The sequence below is a fragment of the Pontibacter akesuensis genome, from assembly GCF_001611675.1.
GTDB classification, from domain to species: domain Bacteria; phylum Bacteroidota; class Bacteroidia; order Cytophagales; family Hymenobacteraceae; genus Pontibacter; species Pontibacter akesuensis.
Map to the genome: position 1 here is coordinate 4,604,002 of NZ_CP014766.1, position 22,965 is coordinate 4,626,966.

Below are 22,965 nucleotides of genomic sequence, written 5' to 3' on the forward strand. Positions count from 1 at the left end.
ACAGGAAAAAGACAAGCTATACTTGCTGCTGGCGCTAGAGCTTCACAAACCGGAGGGTGGCCGCGCGACTTCCTGACCGTATGCGGCACAAGTATAAGCCTTTCTGCAATTGCTGCGGCAGTAAACTCAGCTGTTGTTCTGCCTTTGCGCGCTGAATGGACTGGCGGTAGATTAATTTGCCTGTGGCATCCAACACCTGCACCTCGACAGGCTGCTCGAGCCACTCCTGCCCCAATGCTATAATGATAGGATCTTTGCTTACCGGATTGGAGATATATACCCGCTCCTGCAGGCTCACGCCCGGAAGGGATGTGACGATGCGGCTATAGTTGGGAATGCCATAGCCGGTACTGTTATTAGGATTATCGTAGTTACTGCCCAGCTGGCGCAGCAACTGTATCATCTCCATGTTAGACTTCGAAAGGTTCGCTTGCCATAAGCTGGTGGTGAAGCCCGCCATAATGGGGCCAGCGAAGGATGTGCCATTGGCCTGCACCACGTTTCCGGCTGAATTAAGTATATAGGCATTCAAGCCGAGCGCTACCACATCTGGTTTTACCTGGCCATCTGCTGTGGGGCCGAAAGAGCTGAAAGGCGCACGTACACCCAAAGAATCTACTGCACCTACGGCAAGCACAGAGTCTGCATCGGCCGGGGCACTGATGTACTGCCAGGGTTTGTTTCCATCGTTTCCGGCACTTACCACCACCAGTATTCCCGTGGATGCTGCATAGTCGGCTGCTTTTGAGACCAAGGTGGTGTTGCCGTTCATATCCTGGTATGTATAACTCACCGAAGGTTCATCAAATGTAGTATAGCCCAGGGAAGAGTTTATAACATCGGCGCCCGCGCTGTCGGCATATTCAGCGGCCAGCAGCCAGTTTATTTCCTCAATGTTGTGCTCGGAAGCAGCATCCTCGGTGCGTAGCAGCAGGTAATTAGCACTATAAGCGGTACCAATATACTTGCCCGGAGCGAAGGCGGCCATCGTAGCTAATACGGAGGTGCCATGCGAGCTAGAAGAGTACACGTTCTCCTGCTTCCGCACAAAATCGAAAGTGCCCTTTAATTGATTATTTTGATAGAGGTGGGAAAAAGCAGGAATGGTGTTTACGCCGGGAAAGCCCGCATCAAACACGGCAATGGTCATTCCCTGACCAGCAAAGCCAGCAGCATGCAGTTCATCTGCACCCAGCATGTCCGCCTGGTGGAATGCAAGACCGTAGTCTTCGCTCTCAAATAATGGTGACGCCACAACAGCAGAAACAGCCTCCAGTTTTTGGCTTGCCACAAGGTTCTGCTTTCCCGTAGGTGAGGCTATTCTATTGAGGGTGCGGTTTCCCTTAACGAATGGCAGTGCTTGCAGCGCCGCCAGCTCTTCTTCGGAGCACTGCACCACGGCAGCATTAAACCAACGGGAAGTATACCAGACGGTAACTCCAGCCTCTTTTAAGCCGGCAACATAGGCGGGATTCACAGGCAGGTCGCGGGGAATCAGCGGAATTGCCTGCCGTTGCCGACGCTCTATTGATTTTGGGGATAGGAACTCAAGGGGTCTTTCAAGGGAATAGGGCGAACTCGCCTTATCGGTAAAGTAAATGAGACGCTTCTGTTCTACTGTAGGCTGCTGCCCAAACCCAGGCATGTATAGCAACAGACCAAATAAGAAGAGCAGTTGCCGCATGGCTTATTCTTTTCCGTAAGAAATTAGCTCTTCGTGCCGCTCGTGGCCAAAGAGTTTGTAACCCATGGCATATTCACAATTTATGGACTCTGTTTCGTTGCAATATACTATGCGTGTATAAAGTCTGTAAACCATGCCAATGTCCTTTACATAAACTTCCTTCCGGTCATCAAGCCCAACCCATGTTTCAATTGGCTCGCCTTGGATTACGGTTAAGGAATTTTGGTAAGTTGTTCCATTAAGTGTGTAAGGCTCCCCTACATTTTTATAGGTATAAGGCTCTTTGCTTCGGTAATAATCTGATCGCCTATCCTGATCGCGATTGTAGCTACTCAATATGTTGCTGTTGTATGCGTCGCCTAACCATTGGGTACCTTCATCCACAGGAAACACAAGTTTAACACGAGGGGTATTGTTCTTTGTTTCAAGCAGCATCGAGTTGGGACGAGTAACCACATACACCGAGTCATCAACCCAATTGCTTTTTTCGTTAGGACGTATTGATCGGACTACTTTATAGACAAGTGCATTGGTTTGATCAGTAAAGGAAGTATCGATCCGCTCACGCATCTGGAAGCGGGTGGTATCGCCGATATCGCTTTTAAATCGAATATCAGTGACATTATAAATGCGGTAACTGCCCACCTCAAGCGGATAATACGCATAGCCCATTGCCTCCGGGTCCGGTTTCACAAAACTTTGCTCACAGGCTGTAACCAAAGCGGTCACCATCACCAACAGAAAGAGGGCTTTCTTCATTACTGCAAAACGTTCAGGTTATACTCCATGTTATAATTTGTCTCAATCCAGCCGCCGCCCACTACATCGTCGCCTTCATAGAACACGGCTGCCTGACCAGGAGCGATGGCATGTACGCCACTCAGGAAGTGAACTTTCATCTTGTCTCCCTCCTGCTCAATTATAGCTTCTGTGCCCGAATCGTTATAACGAACTTTGGTAACGGTTGGGATCGGCTGCCCAATGAGGTTCTCATACTTTGACATGTTGAGCTTGCCTACCGTCATCGCATTTTTAGAGAGCTCTTCGTAATTACCCAGCACCACGCGGTTCATTTCCTTCTCAATCCTAGTTACATAGGCTGGAAACCCTAAAGCAATGCCTAAGCCTTTTCGCTGCCCAATGGTATAGAACGGATAGCCCTCGTGCTTGCCTACTACGGTGCCATCCTCCAGCACAAACTCGCCACCGGCAACCTGCTCTTCCAAACCCTCTACACGGCGCTTCAGGAAGCCGCGGTAATCATTATCCGGGATAAAGCAGATTTCATAAGACTCTGGCTTATTAACCAACTCTGTAAAACCACGCTCTAGCGCCATCTGCCTGATTTCTGATTTGTGCAGCTTGCCTAGCGGAAAAATTGTACGGCTCAGGCTCTCCTGCGAAATTCCCCACAAAGCATAGGATTGGTCTTTATTGTCGTCAAGTCCCTTGGAGATAACATAACGGCCGTTTTCCTCACGCAGGTTAGCATAGTGACCTGTTGCTATATAATCGCAACCCAGCTGATCCGCACGGCGCAACAGCGCGTCCCATTTAATGTGCGTGTTGCAAAGTACGCATGGGTTTGGCGTACGGCCTGCCAGGTACTCATCCGTGAAATGGTTGATTACAAAATCACCAAACTCTTCGCGGATGTCAATAATATAGTGCGGGAAACCCAATTGCACGGCTATGTTGCGCGCGTCGTTGATGGAATCGAGGCTGCAGCAGCCTGTTTCTTTTTTGCTGGCGCCACTGGAGGCGTAGTCCCACGTTTTCATGGTCATCCCCACTACCTCGTAGCCCTGCTCATGCAGCATTACGGCAGCCACCGAACTGTCGATGCCGCCGCTCATGGCTACTAATACCCTTCCTTTTGTACTCATTATATTTAAAGGTATGTCTGTCTATCTAAAATTAAAATCAAATTGATACAAATATAGCAACAACTATAGAGTTATAAAGTTTCAGATTCTAATTAATACAGCTACTTAAGCGAAAGACACCGTAGAAAAGAAAGCGTTGTATGCAAAAAGAACAAAAAAGTTTGGGTAGATAGCGAAATAGGCTTTTACTTTGGGCTAAGAAAAAAGCAGAAAAATCGATCACTAAATATAAAGTATAAATTACCATGGGCCTACGTACCTCTGTGATAGTAAATGGGATAAACAACCTAAGCGATGCGCGCTACTGCGCAGGCATGGGTGTGGACATTATCGGATTTAACCTGAAACTGGACGATCAGGAGCGTGTGCAGCCCAATACTCTGAAAGAAATCACAAGTTGGGTAGCCGGCGTGAAGCTTGCAGGCGAGTTCTTAAGAGCCAGACCCGATACGATAAATGAGATAGCCTCAGAATTTAACCTCGATTACATCCAGCTGAACATCCCTTACCTGATTGATGAAATTGAGGAGATCAACCTACCGGTAATTCAAAAGGTGTTTATCAATAAGGACACTGTTGAAAGTGAACTCCTGGAAATGATGGAACTGTATAGTTCTGTGGTGCATGCTTTCATACTTTACTCTGATGATTTTGATAAAGTAGATGAAACGAATGCGCCTTTCCTGGCTGACATCTGCAAGCGGTTTGATGTCTACATTGGCTTCGGATTGGATAAAGGCAATATCAACACGGTGTTGAAGAAGATTAAGCCTACCGGCATCGGACTACAAGGCGGCCATGAAATTAAGCCGGGCCTAAAGGATTTTGACGAACTGGCCGAAATTTTTGAAGAGATTGAGGAAGCTTAATTTAGTTCTGAGTATCGAGTCACGAGTTCTGATTTAAATTTTTTTAGCTGCTAAGCAACGAGGCCAGCCGGTGTACCGGCTGGCCTCGTTGCTTTCAAATCTTTACCTAAATTTCTCAGGACTCAGAACTCACACTGAGTACTGCAGGTACTTAATCTTTATACCCTCAGCCAGGTAGCGTTTCTCATAGGTAGTTTGAATACCCATGGTATGCTCCTGCAGGTCGGAGTTATAGAGGTCTTTCGTCTGTAGCAAGTTCTTTACCTTTCGATCAGCGAGTATTTCAAGCGTATAATCGAAGAGCGGCTCGTTATCTGTTTTAAAATGAATAATGCCTCCTGGCTTAAGAATTCGCTCGTACAGTTCCAGGAAACGCGGAGAAGTTAGCCGGCGCTTGATGTCACGGTCGCGCGGACGTGGGTCCGGAAACGTAATCCAGATTTCGTCGATTTCATTTTCAGCGAACAATTCGCCAATGTTTTCGATAAAAGCGCGAAGGAAGGCAACGTTTTCAAGCTCCTCCTCCATCGCCATGGTACTGCCCTTCCAGATGCGGGCTCCTTTGATATCGGATCCGATAAAGTTTTTATCCGGAAACAAGCGGCCCATGCCCACGGTATACTCTCCGCGGCCGCAGCCCACCTCCAGCACAATTGGATTATCGTTGTTGAAGTATAATTTTCGCCAGTTACCCGCTAACTGGTCATACAGCTCATTGCCTGGTTCGAAAACGTTCTCGCGTTCCGCTACCACGGCGAATTTCGCCATTTTAGATCTTCCCATACTTATAGTTCTTCAATTTCAGCAACCACAAAGGTACTACCTCCTATAAAAATAACCTCATCGGGCGCTGCATTTGCTTTTGCCGCTGCTACGGCCTCAGTCACAGTTTCGAAGCCACTACCTTTCAAGCCTACTGCTTCTGCCTTTGTCATAAGTTCATGCGCTGGTAGCGCACGGGGAATGGCAGCTTGGCAAAAATAATAAGTATAAGTTAGTGGTAACAACTGCAGAATGGTAGAAACATCTTTATCGTTAACGGCACCAAAAACAAAATGCACTTGCTTCGGGTGAAGTTGCTTAAGCCCCTGAAGTATCTGTTTAATCCCGTCTTCGTTATGGCCTGTATCACAGAGCATCAGCGGATGCTCCTGCAGCACCTGCCAGCGACCTTTTAGCCCAGTGATACCTTTCACGTTGGCCAGCCCTGCACGTACCGCTTTATCGGAAATTGCAAAGCCCTTTTCGTGCAGCAGCTTCAGCACCTGCAGTACCCCCGGCAGATTATACATCTGATACGCCCCTGCCAGATCAAGCTCCAAGCCCTGCAGGAAAACCTGCTCCTTGTAGTACACCTGAAAAACTTGCCGTTGCAAGCTGGAACTGGTCACCTCTACTCTGAATTGGTCATCGGCGAAGTATAGCGGTGCAGTTACCTCCTCCGCCTTCAACTCAAATACCTCCTGGGCCTCCACCTGCTTTATACTTATGACCGCTGGAATACCAGGCTTGATGATACCGGCTTTTTCAGTGGCGATGGCAGTTATGGTATCACCCAGCATGCTCTGGTGGTCGAGGCTGATGTTGGTAATGAGCGTAATTTCGGGGGTGATAATGTTGGTGGAATCAAGACGACCTCCCAGTCCTACTTCTATCACGGCGATATCTACCTGCTCCTCTGCAAAATATTTAAAAGCCAGCGCTACCGTCATCTCAAAAAACGAAGGCTGTACCTGCTCAAAGAGCGATTTATACTTCCCCACGAAATCGACAAGGTACTCCGGCGGCAGTTCCTGTCCGTTTACGCGCACGCGCTCTGTAAAGGACTTTAGGTGCGGCGAAGTATAAAGACCTGTCTTATAGCCCGCCTGCTGCAGCACAGCCGCCAGCATGTGCGAACTGCTGCCCTTGCCGTTGGTGCCGCCCACATGAATGCTCTTAAACTCGTGCTGCGGCTGCCCCATAACCTCGCAAAGGGCTATAATGTTGTCGAGGCTCTTCTTAAAAGCAGCATTGCCGATGCGTTGGTACATCGGCAATTGCTGGTATAGGTAATCAAGACAATCTTGATAAGTCATCAAAAAGAATAATATAACTTAGTTAGCCCTAATTCTGAATGTTACAAAACCTGTAGCTCCGGAAGAATTTCCGGTACCTCCTGTTCGGCTAAAAGTGGTTTTACGCAATTGATCTTCGTACCACTTCTTTACCTGTGGCGACACGTTGCTTTCAATTGTGTTGATGCCGATCAGATTTCCGTCCCCATCAATTTTTATCTGAAAGCGGATGATACCGGTTTCGTTGCTGTAGGGGTCGCGCTTGGGCTCAATGTCGTAGCGCCAGCCTGCCATGTCAAGTGATCCGCCTGCACCGCCGCCTGCTTTGCCATACATGGCTTTCGAGTTGATGTCCCCGTCCGGACTGCCTTTGTCGCCCACTTTACCGGTATCGTCACCGTTGTTGTTGCCGGTAGCGTTATCGGATGTGCCGTTTTTACCGGTGCCAGTGCTTGTTGTTGGCTTGCCAGGATAAAGTGACTTTGGCTTCTCCGGCTCTTTGGCAACAACCTCTTCTTTAGGCGGTGTCTTCGTTTCCTTCTTCACCACTTCTTCCTTTGGCTGTGGCTTTGGCTGAGGCTTCACTTCTTCCTTTACCGTAACAGGCGCATCAGCTGTGGTGGTCACCACCTTGGGCGCCTCTACTGGTGTGGGTGGAGTGGCAGGCGAAGGCTTTACAACCGGCTCCGGGTCCGGCAGCGGGTCTGGCTCAGTTGGCGCAGGTTTGCTGTCCTCCACATTCTTCGATTTGTTCGGCGTAGCCATGGTCTGCACATCGCCACTTCCCTGCTCGTCTGTGCCGAAGTTCATCATAATGCCCAGTTCTTCGGCTGGAGGATCAGGTGCGCGCCAGGCCAGCATGTAAATCAGGAAAAGCAGGATAAGCGCATGCAAGCCAATGCTGACACCGGCCGCTATGCGTTTATTCTTTTCTTCTTCCTGTGAGTGCGCTATTGCCATAGTATAAGTTATTCAGTACCCGGCACGGTAGCCAGTGTTACAGATGCATTTAAATTCTTGGCGATACCGGCCACCTTTACCAGGTACTCCACCGGAACGCTCTTGTCTACATGTAACACAACTGCGCCCTGCTCTGTTCCCTGCAGCAAAGCGGTAAGCTGTGGCTCAATATCCTCTAGCGCAACAGGCTTGTCGTTTACAAAATACTGCAAGTCATCTGTGATCGTCACGCTGATCTTCTGCATCACGATATCACTAGCCTTGCTGCTCGGCAAACTCACCGGCAGGCCCGAAGGGGTTACAAAGTTAGAGGTCAGCATGAAGAAGATCAGCAACAAGAAAATAATGTCCGTCATAGACGACATGCTGAACTCGGCGTTGACCCTGTTTTTAGAGCGGAAATTCATGCTTAAAGCTGTGGTTCTTGTAAAAGATCAAGGAATTCAATGGAGGAGTACTCCATGGAATGCACAATGCTGTCGATTTTGGATACCAGGTAGTTGTACCCGACATAGGCAGGCAGACCAATAATCAAACCGGTTGCCGTTGTTACCATGGCCTCATAAATACCGCTGGAAAGCAGCTTCGGGCTTACAGAACCCTCTGCCTGGGCAATAGCGATAAAAGCACCGATCATACCTGTAACCGTTCCCAAAAAGCCCAGCATCGGCGCGGCACCGGCAATAGTTGCCAACGCAGACAAGTTCTTCTCCAGGCGGCTGATCTCAATTTTGCCTACGTTCTCGATAGAAGTCTCTATGTTCTTCAGCGGGTTTCCGATGCGGGAAACGCCTTTAGAGATCATGCGGGAAACGGGTGTGTTGGTTTGGGCACAAAGCATTTTCGCTCCGTTGATATCGCCAGCAAGTACCATGCTTTTGATCCGGTCGTTGAAACCCTCGGGGTTTTGTGCGGCTTTCTTCAGTGTCAGGTAGCGCTCCACAAAAATGTAGATAGCAACCAGCGACAACAGCGCCAGCGGAATCATGAACCATCCCCCGGCCAGGGTAAGGTCCCAAAGTGAAACAGATGTTTCAGCAGCAGCTTCAGCCCCTTCAGCTAAAGCAGTAGTCGTATCGGCAGGTGCCGAAGTGGTGATTTGTAATAAGAGTGACGTCATGTTAATTAGTAAGTACCCAAAGTGTTTCTCCGAATTTTTTTCTATAAGTGTTAAGTTCTGCCTGTGCTTCTTCTTTGGTTGAGAAATCAGCCACTGCTACCCTGTAAAGTCTGCTGCCAGGGCCAGGAAGTACCACCTTCACATCACCACCATCCTTTTTAAGTATGGCACGGCTTTCTTCCGCATTCTCTAAACGCACATAGCCGCCGGTTATGATATAAAAACGGCCGTCGTTGGCATTCACTATGTGTGCGGGCATCTTTGCTTCTTCCTCTTCTACTACTGCCACCTCTGTAACACTCTCTGCTGCAGCAAATTCAGCAGCATCATCTGAAGCCATACTTGCAGAATCAACAACTATTTCTTCCTCGGAGGCAAAAGCATCTGACTCTTCTATACCTGGTTGTGCCACTTCAGGAAGCATAATAGCATAGTGGTGCAGGCGCTCCTCTTCTGTGAAAGGCACGTAATCCGCCGCGTAGCGATCTACCGGGCTGGCTGCATAGGCGCTGTTGCCGCCGTTGAACAGCATGACAGGGTTGAGACTGCTCATGTTGTAGTTCGCCTGCAGCGACAGGAAGTATAAAGCAGACACAGACAAGCCAGCAAGCGCCAATCCGGCGGCCATGTGATACGCCCGTTTGATGCGCTTTCGAAGCGGAAGTGGCTGCTTCTGCTCTGCCAGTTCCTGCTGACGCTCTTTAATAAGGGTGCGAAGCACTGCTGGCTCCTCTACCCGCAGAGGCCTGGCCACCAGTTCCGGCAATCCAAAGCTCTCTTCCAGCATATTGTCTATTTCCACATACTCAAACACCAGACGATGCTCAGAGCTGTATCGGAAAAGCCCTATCTCGCTAAGCTCAAACCGGTTACTTTGCTGCAGCGCATTCTTAGCCGCATGCACAAACTTAGCAACCAGCGCCTGGGCTTCCTCTTTCGAAATATTGTTCTGGTGCGCGATCGTGCTGATCAGCAACCCGTCGTTCAGAACCAGCTTCTCATTGAAAGCAATGGTTTTTGACGGAGGCTGCAGCGTGTGCTTCACAGGGTTTATGCGTGCTGGCACGTAACGAGCTATTAATCCCCCAAAATCAGGGATAATAACACAGTCGTGGTCATACAAAAGTGACTTGATATGCTTCTCAACCATAGGCATTTGTTAGAAAGAATAAGTTACGCCGCCAATCAGATTTATACTTTTATTCGGGTAGTTCACAAAACGCTCGTACTTCTTCCCGAACAAGTTATTGGCCATCAGGAACACGGTAAAGTTGTTCGTGAATTTGTAATCCGCTTTCAGGTTCAGGTCGATGATGGAATCTGTCTGTCGCAGCACCGTTGTTCCATCCGGGCGGGTAATACGGCCAAATGAATCACCAATATAATAAAGTTCTGAATTAAAGAGAATCTTGTCGTAGAAGTTGTAGGTACCGTAAATGCTGGCCATCAGCTCAGGGCGGTGGAAGGGCTGCTCTAAGTTATCTGTGTTATAGCTGTTATAGTCAGCCTTTAAACCCAGTCTAATTTCGTCGGAATAGTTGAAGGACGCCTCTGCAAAAATATTCAACACATTCGTGATGCCGTCGTCATACAGCAGCTCGAACTTGGTGGAGTCCGAAACCGAGTTGTTGTAGAAGTATAAGTTGCGGAAATTCTGGTACGCCACACGTCCATTCAGGTGCACGTAATTGGCAATGTTGGCTTGAAAACCACCGTAAATCTCCAGTCCCTTGTTTACATCGGCCACCTGCACGTTTGGCGCCAGGAATGGATTCTCCTGCGTCAGTTCATATAAAGTGGTCCTTTCAAGGTCACCTCCTATCCCTCCGAACAGCAACAAGTTGCCTTCGATAGGCTCTACAGCCAGGCGCACCATCGGGTACACATTAAACTGACGCGCATCGTTTACCTCGTCGCCCGTATAGGCTACTTTGGCGCCCAATGTCAGGCGTAGGGCGTTGAGCTTGCGCTCGTAAGCTGCATTGAGTTTAAAGAAGCCACGGCCTACGTCTGCGGAGTCTCCATACGACACAAAGGATAAGTCTGCATCTACACGGAATGCTGACAGCTCATCGATGCCATACTCGCTGCGAAGATCAACCGCGAAATTGCTTTCGCTCATGTCGTAGTGATCGTTGATGTAGCGGAAGCGCGCTCCGGCTTTGTAAAGGAAAGGCGCACCGGAGGTCTGGTTATGAAAGTAGCCACCTGCATGGATGCGGTTGAACACCTGCTTGATCGTATCACGATTCACCTCCTGCTCCAACGATGGGGCGTAGCCATAGAAATAATGTTTCTCACGGCCATACTTTACATCGCCGCCAACTGTTAAACCTTTCAAGTAACGCTCGCCATGAACGCCCAGATCAGACTGTGACACAGCAGAGTTATCCTTGTCAACAGGGCCACGGGAAGAGGAAACATGGCTGACGTTGGCGCCATAGCTAGCCGTTTCGCTGCGCTTGTTATGAAAATAGCCTTTTAAGTAAAGTGTCCCGTAGTTGCCCAGGCCGGCCTTCAGGTAATTGCCGTACAGCTTTGTCAGTTCGTCCTGCTTAATGGTCAGCACGCGCATCTGCAGTTCAATGTCCTGCGAAGGCAAGCGGTAATCCGTGAAGCGGTAGCGTACGTTGCGGTCACCGATCTCTGGGGGCGTGATGCGGAATTTCTCGTAATTGCGGGCAGCCTGTGGCAGTTCTATCACACGGTTCTTCTCCACCACCACCTCTGCGTCCTCCAGCTTGGCTCCTTCGTTCCACCCCTGAGTCTGAGCCTGCGTATTGTTCAGGTAACTTTGCCCAACACAAAGCACGATGGCAAGAGAGGCAATTCTAAATTTATTTTTCATGCTGCTGATTCTCTTCTTAAACTAAAATTACTACTTCTGCTGGCCTGTTGAATCAACCGGCTGAACGGTGGTATCCCGAGGTTGGATGGTAGTGTCAACAGGGGCCGAAAGTTGCTGCTGTTGTGGCTGCAGGTTGTTAGGTGCTACCGTTGAGTTTTTGCCCTCCAGCTTTGCCAGCTTCTGCTTCGCCTCGGCCACAATTTCCTGGTTTGGCGCGTTTTCAATGATCGACGTTAACGTGGAGCGCGCCTGGAACATCTCGTTCTGAGCAGCATATATGTCAGAAATTAGCAGGAAAGTCTTTCCAAGCCAGAAATCATAGGAGCCATACTTGTTGCTGAAGGCAAAGGCGTTGTCAAGCGCTTCCTTGTTTTTCTTCTGCTTAAACAATATCTCACTGATCAGGTAATGCGCCTCTGCCCCATTCACATCGTTGGCCGAGGCCTCAGTCTCTCGCAATTCAGTAAGCGCCTGCTCCAGGTTGCCTTGGGCATAGGTGGCTTTACTTCGTAGCAGCAGCGCCAGGTTGTAAGCGTTCAGGTTTGCATTGCCCTGGCTAATCAATTCACCGGCCACGCGCTTGGTAGCTGCATAGTCGTTGGAGCGGTAGTAGCTTTGCATCAATCCTAGCAGCGCTGTTTGCTGCTCTTTTCTGTTCGTGGCCACATCGCGCAGGCGGGTGTAATATTTTATGGCCTCCGCGTAGTTTTTGGCTTCAAACTCCATGTCGGCCACACGTTGGATGGCGCGGTTCACAAACTCGGAGCGGTTCTCGGCAATCACCTGCTTCATCACCTTCATGCCCTGGTCCTTCTTGTTGCTGCGCAGGTAAGAATCTGCCAGGAAATAGCGGGCATCCGGTACGAAGGAGCTCTTTGGATAAGCCGTCAGGTAAGCCTCGAACTTTGCTACCGCCTGCTCATAGCGTTGGTTGAAGTACAATGTTTTAGCTGCTTCGTACTCAACACTTTCTAAGGCATTGCTTTCCGGGTTGGCGGACTTAAACTTGTCTACATAGGTATCGAATTCGCTACTTCTGTTCTCCTGGCCAAGCACCTCCTGCAAGCTATACAAAGCGCCGCTGGCTACTTTAGAGTTCGGGAACTCGTTTAGCACGCGCTGCTGGTCTGCAATCGCCAGATCGTTCTGACGCAGGTTGGTGTAGGCAATGCCACGCTTTTGCAGCGCGTTCGGAACCAGTTTGCTGTCGGGCATTCCGTTGATCAGCTTGGTAAACCCTTGAACGGCCGGCTGGTAGTTGCCCGACTCAAAATCGATGAGTGCATACTGGTACATGGCGTCATCACGGTAGCGGGAATTCGGGAACTTGTTGATCAGTTCCTCCAAGGAGTTCTTCGCTCTGTCGTTTCTGTTAAGGATGCTCTGCACCACGCCTTTCTGGAAAAGCGCATAGTCTCTGTCTGGCGAGCTGCTGGAGATTACGCGCTCGTACAGGTTCAGTGCCTCGTTGTAATTCTTATTTACATAGTATGTATCGGCCAGGCGAACCGTGGCGTCGTTGTAGTTTGGATTGCTGGGCTGTATGTTGTCCAGATAAGCCTTGAAATGTGTCAGCGCCTTATCATACTCCTTTGTGTTAAAGTAGGCGTAACCGATTCCGTAGCGCGACTTAACGTAATAATCTGCTTTGGTGCTCGGCGCGGCGCGGAAAACAGCGCCATAGCTGTTGATGGCATCGTTGTACTTCTGTCCAATAGAATAAGCCTCGCCCTTCACAAAATGGCTGGAGGCTGTCACTTCCTTATCGTAAGGGTACTGCAGCGATTTGTCGAGCATGGCCACCGCCTGTGGAAACTTACTGTCGTTAAACAGGTTTACGCCGTGGTAGTAGGTTACGCGCTGGTAGGTCTGCAGAATACGCCAGCTCTTCTTCTCAAGGCTTTCAATGTGCCGAATGGCCGCGGCATAATCGTTGGAGCCAAAGTATGATTCGCTCAGCAGCCTGTCTGCTTCCTCTGCCTGATCGGATTCCGGATAATTTTTACCAAAATCAGCCAACGTATTGATTACATCGCGGAAGTTGCCGAGCTCAAAGTTTACCTGCGCATATTTCAGCGTGGCAGCTTCTGTCACCGCTTTGTCCTGATCGTTCTTGCGGGCCTGATCAAAGGCGGTGAGGGCGAACTGCTTGTTATCTTCTTTCAGGTAGCTAAGGCCAAGATAATAGGCCGCGCTTTGCCCGAGGGAGTCTTTCTTAAGGGCTATTTCCTTGAAATTGGCAATGGCGTTCTTGTAGTTGTTATTCTTGTAATCAGTAAAGGCGATTTTATACTGCACCACCGGCTCCAGGGAACGCTTGCCCTGGGCATACTGGTTAAAGAACTTGCCGGCTGTGGCGTAGTCTGCCTTCTGGTAATAGGCATCGCCCACGAGCAGCGCAATCTCATCGGCCTGCTGCACCTGTGGCTGCCGCGCCAGCGCTTCTTCGCCGTAGCGGATCACCTCATACACATCCTTCTCCTTGTAAAGAATCTCGGTGATCATGTAAGGCACGATCTGCTTGTAGGCTTCGTTCTTCTCTGCAATCTTCAAATCCGCCTTGGCAGCTGCGTAGTCGCCTTTGCGGTAAGAGATATAGCCGGCATAATAGTTAGAGGCGTACGCAAACCGGTGCTCATCCTCGCGGAAGCCGGTTGTCTTGTTCTTGTCGAACCAGATCTTGGCGTTGTCAAAGTCCTTGGTGGCGAAGTAGGAATAACCGAGTTTAAACTCCAGCTCGTTGTTCTGCTTTATACTTAGCAGGTGGGTCGGCGCATCCTTTAACAGCTCTATCGCCTTTTTGTAGTCCTTCTGCTCAAAGTAATACAAGCCAAGTTCGTAGTTGGCCAGTGCAGTTTTAGGGTGCGTCGGGTATTTGCGAGCAAAATTGAGCACCAACTGTTCCGCATCCGGGTGCAATAAGTACAGACCGCTCAGGGCGTAGTAATACTGCGCATCGGCTGTTTTGGAATCGTCTCCTTTCAGCTCGATGTACTTTTCAAAAGCCTCCTGCGCCGCGCCATACTTGGCCCGGTCAAAAAGCTCCAGTCCTTCATGGAAGTACCTCTCCTCAGCGGTGAACGCCTGCGTGTGCTGTGCCACCGCCACGTGGGAGCCGCCAGCCAATACGGAGGCAAGTGCTATTTTGTAAGCTATCTTCATGTTTACTTTTATTCCCGGAAGGGTTAGCCGTTTTATTCAGATTAATGGAGCAAATAGCAATCGCGGCTGATACGATGCCGCAGCTACTGCCCCACTCAAAGTTAGTAATTTTTAGAGAGCAGCCACTTTCTTTAACATATTAAAAGTTAAAGCCCGGCTGCTATATCCTGTTGCTCTAATATAATGGGGAAAGTCTTTAAATATTGTCTTCTGTGGATAAAAACCTGATGCTTTGGCGCTTATTTTTCACACCTTCCCCTATTACCGGATTAAAAGGGCAAGGCACGAGGCACCGGGTGCAGCACCTTGAACACCAACTCGCGCAAAATGTCCGAATCACTCATATCACCTCCTGTTATGCCTTTCACCTGCAGGTCCGCCACCCGCACAAAGTGAATGATGTCGGTGCACCGCTGCAACGGAAAATGGCGCATGGCCAGCATGTATTCCTTTACCAGAAAACCGCGGTTGCCCAGGCTCTTGCGGATGCCCTGCTCTGATTTGTCCTGCTGCATGTGCAGGGTCAGGATTTTAGTAAAAAAGCTGAACAGCAGCGTCAGGTTGGGGATGAGCGGGTTGCTCTTGGGGTTTGCCTCGAAATAGTTGATGATACGGTTCGCCTTCAGCGCATCGCGCGCAATCAGGGCCGACTGCAGCTCAAAGATGTTATACTCCTTGCTGATGCCCACATTCTCCTGCACCAGCCCCTCGTCTACCGTGGCACCAGGCTTCAGGTTTATCAGGAGCTTATCTATCTCGTTCGCCAGCCGCGACAAGTCCGAACCGATGTACTCGCTTAGCAGCACCACCGCGGGTTGCGTGGCCTTCATTCCTTTGCTGCGCAGGTATGCCGTTACCCAGGCGGGCACCTGGTTGTCGTACAGCTTTTTAGTGGTAAGCAGCGCGGCGTGCTTGTTCACCGCCTTCGCCAGCGACTTGCGCCCGTCCAGCGATTTATACTTGTAGCAGAACACCAGGATGGTAGACGGGAGCGGGTGCTGCAGGTATGCCTCCAGTTGGCGCATGCCCTCCTCCTTCTCAATGTCAAGTATACTTTGTGCCTCTTTCACAATCACCACCGACTTCTCCGACATCATCGGGTAGCGTTTGGCCTGCAGCAGCACCGTCGACACGTCCACATCCTTGCCGTAAAGCACCACCTGGTTAAACCCTTTCTCATGCTCCTGCAGCGCGTGCTGCTCCACATAGTCAGAAATCAGGTCGATGTAGTAAGACTCCTCGCCCTGCAAAAAGTATACAGGTGCAAATTGCCTTTGCTTCAGTTGCTCTAGAATGCCCTCGGGTGTATGCGACATGTTGGGTTGTTCGGGTGATGGCACGGCCTGTTATACTTGTGCTGCTGCCTGCCTTCTACAAATTTAAGGCATCAGCCATAAAAGTAAAGTATAAAAGCACGAATAAAGAAGCCTTTTTTCAACTCCTTCAACCGAACTGAAAACAACGGCCTACTGTTCTTACTCTTGTGGATGGGGGCCCTGCATAGCGCTGTTGCACTCTCCGACAACTGACTAAAGCAAAGATGATTATCAAGTATAGAAATAGCAATCCAGCGCCACGCTGGAAGTATAAAGCGACGCTGGTGTTTGGGTATAGAGTAGCTTTTTGGGGCCTTGCAGCCTTGTTTCTGTTTTTCCTTTTAGCTGCCACGCTGCCAGATAAAGGAGTTTCGCCGCTGGTGCTTAAAACAGAGCAACTGCCTTTCGCACCCAAAGAATTTTACATTGCCGAAGTAGTGGATGCGCGTTCCGACAAAAAAACCGTGGCACGGCTCATTCCTGTACCTGCTCCCGGCGCTGCCTCATCAACAGTGGCTCAGCCAGTGGACTTGCAAGGTGGCGGACTTGCTGCCGTAAAGCAATTTATTAGCAAAGGACTGAAGCAGAACACCAGCTTACGTCCTGTAACCATCCGCCTGAAGGAGATGAGTATCGTTGAAACACCTGCTCCTCAAGGCCGTGTAGAGGGCAAAGCGGTGGTGGGAATGGAATTTGAGGTGATGCGCGAGGGAGAGCTGGTAAAGCTGACCGAATATAGGGGTGGCATGCGCTATATCAGGCCAGCCAGCCAAACCGATGTGGCAGAACCTGCCCTGCGGCAATCGTTGGTGGAGGCGCTAAAATACCTTAACACCTGGATCAACAAAGAGGCTAACACAAACGAAAGTCTCGCCAAAGGAATAAAAGTAAACTTCTCGAACTACAAAGGCGTCGCCTCCAGGGATACAGTATTCTATTCTCCTTCCCGGCTTCTGAAGTGGGATGATTTTAGCGGCAGCCCCTCTAAACCCAGCAAGTATGCGGCCGCTATTTTCCCTTCATTCGACTTTGTGGGCCATACAAAGGTGATTGATGGCATCGTGCATGTGAACCTGGAAATGAAAGTATACATGCTGCCGGCTTCTTCCTGGGTAAAGGCTGGCCATCTGGATGCTTACGGTCTGAACCACGAGCAAAAGCACTTTGACATTGCCAAACTGGTAGCGGAGCGTTTTAAGCACAAAATAACGCCTGAAATCCTGTCCTTAGCCGACTATAACAGCATTATCCAGTACCACTACATCGAGTCGTTCCGCGAAATGAACCAACTGCAGGAGCAGTACGATGCCGAAACGCAGCACGGGCTAAATGAGGCGGCACAGGCGAAGTGGAATAAGAAGCTGGAGGAAGAATTGGGGAAGTTATAGGTTCAACTGTAGTTAATTAGTTTTGTAGATATAACGGATTTGGCTTTGCGGTGGCGTAGCTACCGTAAAGGTTGGGTTAGCGCATGTGCTTCTATTTATCTAAGTTACTGATTATTTAAGTTACTGAATTCTACTATACTTCCTCTATCTGGTGTCCTTCCCATGTTGTTACAATAGGGCGCTTGTGCATTTTATACCATCGTTGAACAAAGTTTTCAATATTATTCAAATCCGTTTCAATGATTCTCTTTAGTTGCTTTACTCTTTTGCTAAAGCCATACTTCGAATAATAGCTTCCAATTTTGTGCTCCCTAAACATAAAGTCAGAGTCTAGTATCGGGGGTCCTTTAATATCATCAACCCGCAAACGCATTTCTGAAATACTATTAGGTGGAAGCTTATATTGAAGTCCATCCACACCATTTAGTTTGTTTATAGATTCAGGGTTCGGATTTAGTTTGAAGATATTTAAAATACACTTTATCCATCTGTCCTGTCGGTTTATCTGTATTTCAATTATTTCTAGTGTTGAATCAGGTTTTAGACGGCATAATTCATAGGTATAACCTTGAAGATTGTCCCTACAAAACCATGAAGTTGAAAAGGGTGATTTTTTAAAGCCATTCTTCTCTAAGAAAGGAATCCCGCATTCAAGAACTATTTGATTTCTAACTTCAAGTAATTCTTTTGCTGAAAGTTTAAAGAAAAGCCCCATTCTTACTTTTATCTACCGCTTTGAATTTGTAATTGTATTAGCGCTAACTATCGGCTAAACGGATGTCTATTCGGATTATCTGCACTATCTGCGGAGGCACTAGAGCTACTGGCAAACGTTTAAAGCTTTAGCTAATATAAATAATTATTTATCATCATAACACTGCCTTTTAGGCTTTCCGCCCCTTCCTCACTCCAATCTGCCAACTCTTTTCTATATTTGTCTTGAACAGAAGAATGAAGTATAGATGAATCTTATTGAAGAACTGCGTTGGAGAGGCATGCTCCATGATTTCATGCCCGGTACAGAAGAGCAACTGGCGTCTGAAATGACGGCTGGCTATATCGGTTTTGACCCAACTGCCAAATCGCTGCACATAGGTAACCTGGCCACCATCATGCTCCTGGTGCACCTGCAGCGTGCAGGCCATAAGCCGCTTGCCTTAGTTGGTGGCGCTACCGGTATGATAGGCGACCCGTCTGGTAAGTCGGCTGAGCGTAATTTGCTGGAAGAAGATACCCTGCTCGAGAACCAGGAAGGAATAAAGAAGCAACTGGAGAAGTTCCTGGACTTTAACTGCGGGGCTAACTCGGCAGAGATGGTGAACAATTACGATTGGTTTAAGGAGTTCAGCTTTCTGGGCTTTTTGCGCGAGGTGGGCAAGCACCTAACCGTAAATTACATGATGAGCAAAGACTCTGTAAAGAAGCGCATTAATGCCGACGAAGACGGTGACCGTGCGGAAGGGCTTTCTTACACTGAATTTGCTTACCAGCTCATCCAGGGATACGACTTCTACCATCTTTACAAAAACAAAGGCGTAAGGCTGCAAATGGGAGCCTCAGACCAGTGGGGAAACATCACGACCGGCACCGAATTAATCCGCCGCATAGATGGAGGTAAAGCCTTTGCACTAGTTGGCAAGTTGGTGACCAAAGCAGACGGCACGAAGTTCGGGAAATCAGAGGGTGGCAACGTATGGCTCGACCCAAACCTGACATCGCCATACAAGTTTTACCAGTTCTGGCTGAACCTCTCAGATGAAGAGGCGGAAAAGCTTATAAAAGTGTACACTTTGCTGCCGCAGGAAGAGATAGCCAGCATCACAGAGGAGCACAAACTGGCGCCACATCAGCGTTTATTGCAGAAAGCACTGGCTAAAGATGTTACAATTCGTGTGCACTCAGAAGATGATTACAATTCAGCTGTGGCAGCATCAGAAATATTATTCGGAAAAGGCGATTTACAGACGCTGAAGGGCCTGAAAGAGGATGTTTTGCTCTCTGTATTCGAGGGAGTGCCCCAGATTGAGGTCAGCAAGTCGGCCTATGCCGACGCAGCCACCGTAACCGACCTGCTTTCGGAGCTAACAGAGGGACAGATTTTCGAGTCGAAGGGAGAAGCACGACGCATGATCAAGAATGGCGGCGTAAGCGTGAACCGGGAGAAGGTGCAGGGAGCAGATGACGCCGTAAACTTCGAGCTGCTGCAGGATAAATACCTGGTGGTACAGAAGGGGAAAAAGAACTATTACCTTATTGCAGTTAACTAACTGATTTACAGATAATTACAAATAAAAAAGGTGACCAGATAGGCCACCTTTTTTATTTATGCTGTGAGTGCTACTTACTTAGCAGACTCAGGTTTAGAGTTTTTCTGATCCTGAACTTCCTTACGGATGTCCTGAGCCATGTTCTTAAGGTCCTGCATGCCTTTACGCACACGTGTACCGGCGGCAGCGTTACCTTTTTCATAGAACTTTTCGAAGTCGCCTTCCAGGGACATTACCAAGTCCTTCAGTTTGCCAAAGTTGTTGTTCATTAGAGCTACTGTTATTGTGAAACATTTGATTTTGTAGCTCTAATATACACATTAGTTACAAATAAGCAAAGATTAGCCAAATTTAATATAAGGCCAAAACGGCCGTTAAGCCGTAACTGTAGGGTTTGAGTATAAACCCTTATCTAGCTTTTGTGCAATTTTTTCGAAAGCAGCAATGGTTACCTGCACATCTTCCAGGGTATGAACCGCTGTTGGAATAAGACGCAGCATGATCACATCCTTCGGAACTACCGGGTAAACCACGATTGAGCAGAAAATGCTGTAGTTTTCACGCAGATCCAGTGTCAGTTGGGTGGCATCCGGAATCTGTCCGTTAAGGAACACAGGCGTAACCGGAGAATCCGTAGTGCCGATGTTAAAGCCTTTCTCGCGCAAACCGCTCTGCAGGGCGTGCACCACTTCCCATAGCTTGTCTTTCAGCTCCGGCTTAGAACGCAACAGCTCCAAACGCTTTAGTGCACCCACTGTAATGGGCATCGGCAGCGACTTAGCGAATATCTGTGAACGCATGTTGTAGCGCAGATACTCAACTACTTGCTCGTTTGAAGAAACGAAGGCACCGATGCTAGCCATTGATTTGGCAAAGGTAGAGAAGTAAATGTCGATCCCGTCCTGCACACCCAGGTGCTCTCCTGTACCGGCGCCTGTGGCACCCATTGTACCGAAGCCGTGGGCATCATCCACAAACAGACGGAAGTTGAATTTCTCTTTCAGCGCCACCACGCCGCGTAGGTTGCCCAGGTTACCTGACATCCCGAACACGCCCTCAGTGATGACAAGTATGGCACCGCCTGTATTTTCAGTCCAGCGTGTAGCACGCTCCAACTGCTTCTCCAGGCTTTCCATATCGTTATGGCTATAGACAAACCGCTTGCCCTGGTGCAATCTTACACCGTCAATGATACAGGCATGCGACTCGGCGTCATATACAATTACATCGTGGCGGTCGACCAACGCATCTATGATAGACACTACACCCTGGTATCCGAAGTTAAGCAGCAGCGTGTCCTCTTTCTTGATGAAATCAGAAATCTCAGCCTCTAACTGCTCGTGCTTGCTGGAGTTACCAGACATGATACGGGCACCCATCGGGTAAGCCATTCCCCACTCTGCAGCAGCCTCAGCGTCCGCTTTACGTACCTCAGGGTGGTTAGCCAAGCCAAGGTAGTTGTTCAGGCTCCACGTTAAAACGTCTTTGCCTCTGAACTTCATATGGGGAGCAATCTCACCTTCAAGCTTTGGAAACGTGAAATATCCATGCGCATAATGTGAGTGGCTGCCTAACGGACCTCTGTTGGTCAACAACTTTTCAAATAAATCCACTTGTGTAATAATTAGGTTATCGGGATATTTTCAAACTTAACTTGCGCATTATACACAATCCACCGAAATAAAGTATAATGCTGCGCAAAGTTATGGTTTCTAAGTTTCATATACAATCCATACACTATACTGCTACCCTCTTTTTAGAGGCGCAATTTTTAAGTTTGAGCTCAAAAGCTTTTCTTTGAAGAAAATTAACCTAGCTTCTGCATGAGAAAGATCAAAAAGATATTGGTTGCCAACCGGGGAGAAATTGCCTTGCGCGTAATGCGCTCTGCTAAGGAAATGGGTATCAGCACTGTAGCTATTCACAGCGAAGCCGATCGCAACGCTTTGCACGTGCGCTTTGCTGACGAGGCAGTATGCGTGGGCGGTCCCAAATCGAGTGAATCCTACCTGCGCGGCGACGTGATCATACAAGTGTGCAAGGATTTGGGCGTTGATGCCATTCACCCGGGCTACGGCTTCCTGTCAGAAAACGCCGGCTTTGCCAAGGCGGTGCAGGAGGCAGGACTCATCTTTATCGGCCCCTCGCCTGAGGCCATCAGCCTGATGGGCAGCAAGCTGGCTGCTAAGGCCGCTGTGGCCAAGTATAACATACCAATGGTGCCAGGCACCGAAGAGGCAATAACGGACGTAGAAGCCGCCAAAGTGATCGCACAGCAGGTTGGTTTCCCGATCCTGATAAAAGCCAGCGCCGGTGGCGGTGGCAAGGGCATGCGCGTGGTAGAAAGTGTAGAGGTGTTTGAAGAGCAGATGCAGCTGGCCGTGAGCGAGGCTACCTCTGCCTTCGGTGATGGCTCTGTCTTTATTGAAAAGTACATCGGCTCTCCACGACACATCGAAATTCAGGTATTGGGCGACACGCACGGGAACATTGTGCACCTCTTTGAGCGGGAATGTTCCATCCAGCGGCGCCACCAGAAGGTAATTGAAGAGGCTCCTTCTGCCGTGCTCACACCTGAACTGCGCGACGAAATGGGCCGCAATGCAGTGAACGTAGCCAAAGCCTGCGACTATGTGGGAGCCGGTACCGTGGAGTTCCTGCTGGATGAGAACATGAACTTCTACTTCCTGGAGATGAATACCCGCCTGCAGGTAGAGCACCCGGTAACAGAGCAGATCACCGGCCTGGACCTGGTAAAAGAACAGATTATGATTGCGGAGGGCAACCCTTTAGGTTTCAGCCAGGATGAGCTGAAGATTTACGGACACGCACTCGAGCTGCGCGTTTACGCAGAAGACCCCGCCAACAATTTCCTGCCTGATATCGGCACACTTGAAACATACAAGCGCCCTCAGGGCCTGGGTGTGCGGGTAGATGACGGATTCGAGCAGGGCATGGACATTCCAATATACTACGACCCGATGATCGCGAAGCTGGTAACATTTGGCAAAGACCGCCAGGAAGCCATCGACAAGATGCTACGCGCGATCGCTGAATATCAGATTACTGGAATCGAGACGACGCTACCGTTTGGCGCCTTTGTACTGCAGCATGAGGCGTTTGTCAGCGGCAACTTCGACACGAAATTCATCGAGCGTTACTTCACTCCTGAAGATTTGGCTGTTAAACCAAACTCAGACACTGAGGAGATAGCCGCTGCACTTGCTGCTATGCTGCTGAACAAGCAAAAGCCTGCCTCCAACGGAGCAACTGTTACCACAACAGAGGCCACTTCTTCCTGGCGTAGAAACAGAACTCGCTAAACTGATAGACAGGCAAGTATAAAATTACTTCAAGTATAAAAGGCTGGGGCGCTGCAGAATATGCAGCGCCCCAGCCTTTTATACT

Annotated in this window: 19 protein-coding genes; 4 read left to right on the forward strand and 15 right to left on the reverse strand. The window is 49.1% G+C overall.

Annotated elements, in window-relative coordinates; all coding sequences use genetic code 11:
* Positions 1-34 precede the first annotated feature (34 nt).
* From A0W33_RS19520 to mnmA, 3 genes are read right to left on the reverse strand one after another with little or no spacing between them, the layout of a single operon-like run.
* Positions 35-1,684 carry a S8 family serine peptidase gene (locus A0W33_RS19520; protein WP_068839756.1) on the reverse strand — a complete coding sequence of 550 codons (1,650 nt, stop codon included), beginning with the start codon at positions 1,682-1,684 and terminating at the stop codon, positions 35-37.
* Positions 1,685-1,687: 3 nt separating this feature from the next.
* Positions 1,688-2,443 (reverse strand): hypothetical protein, encoded by a 756-nt coding sequence (locus A0W33_RS19525; protein ID WP_068839757.1) that lies wholly within the window; start codon positions 2,441-2,443, stop codon positions 1,688-1,690.
* Complete coding sequence (mnmA, locus tag A0W33_RS19530) at positions 2,443-3,570, reverse strand: tRNA 2-thiouridine(34) synthase MnmA (protein WP_068839758.1); 1,128 nt, start codon at positions 3,568-3,570, stop codon at positions 2,443-2,445. The genes A0W33_RS19525 and mnmA overlap by 1 nt, the downstream gene beginning before the upstream one ends.
* A gap of 245 nt (positions 3,571-3,815) precedes the next feature.
* Between mnmA and trpF the strand changes: the two genes are divergently transcribed.
* Complete coding sequence (trpF, locus tag A0W33_RS19535) at positions 3,816-4,439, forward strand: phosphoribosylanthranilate isomerase (RefSeq protein ID WP_068839759.1); 624 nt, start codon at positions 3,816-3,818, stop codon at positions 4,437-4,439.
* Between the two features lie 129 nt (positions 4,440-4,568).
* Here the strand turns inward: trpF and trmB are convergent, their stop codons facing one another.
* From trmB to holA, 9 genes are all read right to left on the reverse strand, one after another.
* Entirely contained in the window at positions 4,569-5,222 is a 654-nt protein-coding gene (trmB, locus tag A0W33_RS19540) for a tRNA (guanosine(46)-N7)-methyltransferase TrmB (RefSeq protein WP_068839760.1), read from the reverse strand.
* A gap of 2 nt (positions 5,223-5,224) precedes the next feature.
* Positions 5,225-6,517 carry a bifunctional folylpolyglutamate synthase/dihydrofolate synthase gene (locus A0W33_RS19545; protein ID WP_068839761.1) on the reverse strand — a complete coding sequence of 431 codons (1,293 nt, stop codon included), beginning with the start codon at positions 6,515-6,517 and terminating at the stop codon, positions 5,225-5,227.
* Between the two features lie 18 nt (positions 6,518-6,535).
* Entirely contained in the window at positions 6,536-7,456 is a 921-nt protein-coding gene (locus A0W33_RS19550; protein ID WP_068839762.1) for a hypothetical protein, read from the reverse strand.
* An 8-nt stretch (positions 7,457-7,464) separates the two neighbouring features.
* Positions 7,465-7,863 (reverse strand): ExbD/TolR family protein, encoded by a 399-nt coding sequence (locus tag A0W33_RS19555; protein ID WP_068839763.1) that lies wholly within the window; start codon positions 7,861-7,863, stop codon positions 7,465-7,467.
* Positions 7,864-7,865: 2 nt separating this feature from the next.
* Positions 7,866-8,576: a MotA/TolQ/ExbB proton channel family protein gene (locus A0W33_RS19560; protein WP_068839764.1), complete on the reverse strand. Its 711-nt coding sequence runs from the start codon at positions 8,574-8,576 to the stop codon at positions 7,866-7,868.
* 1 nt (position 8,577) lies between these two features.
* Positions 8,578-9,726 carry an HU domain-containing protein gene (locus A0W33_RS19565; protein ID WP_082815314.1) on the reverse strand — a complete coding sequence of 383 codons (1,149 nt, stop codon included), beginning with the start codon at positions 9,724-9,726 and terminating at the stop codon, positions 8,578-8,580.
* A gap of 9 nt (positions 9,727-9,735) precedes the next feature.
* A complete protein-coding gene (locus A0W33_RS19570) occupies positions 9,736-11,424 on the reverse strand; it encodes a TonB-dependent receptor (RefSeq protein WP_068839766.1) in 1,689 nt (562 codons plus the stop codon).
* Positions 11,425-11,454: 30 nt separating this feature from the next.
* The gene (locus A0W33_RS19575; protein ID WP_068839767.1) at positions 11,455-14,586 is read right to left on the reverse strand and encodes a tetratricopeptide repeat protein; all 3,132 of its coding nucleotides are present in this window, start codon (positions 14,584-14,586) and stop codon (positions 11,455-11,457) included.
* Between the two features lie 269 nt (positions 14,587-14,855).
* Positions 14,856-15,902, reverse strand: coding sequence for a DNA polymerase III subunit delta (gene holA, locus A0W33_RS19580; RefSeq protein WP_068839768.1), 1,047 nt, complete (start codon positions 15,900-15,902; stop codon positions 14,856-14,858).
* Between the two features lie 224 nt (positions 15,903-16,126).
* Here holA and A0W33_RS19585 point away from each other — a divergent pair, with 224 nt between their 5' ends.
* Positions 16,127-17,290: a hypothetical protein gene (locus A0W33_RS19585; protein WP_082815315.1), complete on the forward strand. Its 1,164-nt coding sequence runs from the start codon at positions 16,127-16,129 to the stop codon at positions 17,288-17,290.
* 133 nt (positions 17,291-17,423) lie between these two features.
* On the opposite strand, the gene A0W33_RS19590 is transcribed toward A0W33_RS19585, so the two are convergent.
* Positions 17,424-18,005, reverse strand: coding sequence for a hypothetical protein (locus A0W33_RS19590; protein WP_068839769.1), 582 nt, complete (start codon positions 18,003-18,005; stop codon positions 17,424-17,426).
* Positions 18,006-18,252: 247 nt separating this feature from the next.
* Between A0W33_RS19590 and tyrS the strand changes: the two genes are divergently transcribed.
* Entirely contained in the window at positions 18,253-19,557 is a 1,305-nt protein-coding gene (gene tyrS, locus A0W33_RS19595) for a tyrosine--tRNA ligase (protein WP_068839770.1), read from the forward strand.
* 74 nt (positions 19,558-19,631) lie between these two features.
* Here the strand turns inward: tyrS and A0W33_RS19600 are convergent, their stop codons facing one another.
* Both A0W33_RS19600 and A0W33_RS19605 read right to left on the reverse strand, forming a co-directional pair.
* A complete protein-coding gene (locus tag A0W33_RS19600; RefSeq protein WP_068839771.1) occupies positions 19,632-19,826 on the reverse strand; it encodes a histone H1 in 195 nt (64 codons plus the stop codon).
* Positions 19,827-19,931: 105 nt separating this feature from the next.
* Positions 19,932-21,170, reverse strand: a complete 1,239-nt coding sequence (locus tag A0W33_RS19605) for an aminotransferase class I/II-fold pyridoxal phosphate-dependent enzyme (protein ID WP_068839772.1) — start codon at positions 21,168-21,170, stop codon at positions 19,932-19,934.
* A gap of 210 nt (positions 21,171-21,380) precedes the next feature.
* Here A0W33_RS19605 and accC point away from each other — a divergent pair, with 210 nt between their 5' ends.
* Positions 21,381-22,880: an acetyl-CoA carboxylase biotin carboxylase subunit gene (accC, locus tag A0W33_RS19610; protein WP_068839773.1), complete on the forward strand. Its 1,500-nt coding sequence runs from the start codon at positions 21,381-21,383 to the stop codon at positions 22,878-22,880.
* The last annotated feature ends 85 nt before the right edge of the window (positions 22,881-22,965 follow it).